Raw genomic sequence first — 794 nt, 5'->3', positions numbered from 1 at the left:
GACACCCCGACTCGCCACTACGCACACGTAGACTGCCCAGGCCACGCCGACTATGTTAAAAACATGATCACCGGTGCTGCGCAGATGGACGGCGCGATCCTGGTTGTTGCTGCGACTGACGGCCCAATGCCTCAGACTCGTGAGCACATCCTGCTGGGTCGTCAGGTAGGCGTTCCTTTCATCATCGTGTTCCTGAACAAATGCGACATGGTTGATGACGAAGAGCTGCTGGAACTGGTAGAGATGGAAGTTCGTGAACTGCTGTCTCAGTACGATTTCCCAGGCGACGATACCCCAATCGTTCGTGGTTCTGCTCTGAAAGCGCTGGAAGGCGAAGCAGAGTGGGAAGCGAAAATCATCGAACTGGCTGGCTTCCTGGATTCTTACATCCCAGAACCAGAGCGTGCGATTGACAAGCCATTCCTGCTGCCAATCGAAGACGTATTCTCCATCTCCGGTCGTGGTACCGTTGTTACCGGTCGTGTAGAGCGCGGTATCATCAAAGTTGGCGAAGAAGTTGAAATCGTTGGTATCAAAGAGACTGCGAAGTCTACCTGTACTGGCGTTGAAATGTTCCGCAAACTGCTGGACGAAGGCCGTGCTGGTGAGAACGTTGGTGTTCTGCTGCGTGGTATCAAACGTGAAGAAATCGAACGTGGTCAGGTTCTGGCGAAGCCAGGTTCAATCAAGCCACACACCAAGTTCGAATCTGAAGTGTACATCCTGTCCAAAGACGAAGGCGGCCGTCATACTCCGTTCTTCAAAGGCTACCGTCCACAGTTCTACTTCCGTAC

1 protein-coding gene is annotated in these 794 nt (G+C 53.0%); it reads left to right on the top strand.

All coding sequences use genetic code 11. The annotated features are described in order from the left end of the window. Nucleotides 1–794, top strand: a 794-nt coding sequence (gene tuf / locus ACDO57_RS23325) for an elongation factor Tu (protein WP_318154940.1), incomplete at both ends; no start/stop codon positions are given.

It is taken from the genome of Enterobacter cloacae complex sp. 2015409, assembly GCF_041365315.1.
Taxonomy (GTDB): domain Bacteria; phylum Pseudomonadota; class Gammaproteobacteria; order Enterobacterales; family Enterobacteriaceae; genus Enterobacter; species Enterobacter pseudoroggenkampii.
This window is presented reverse-complemented; position numbering and strand designations above follow the sequence as displayed.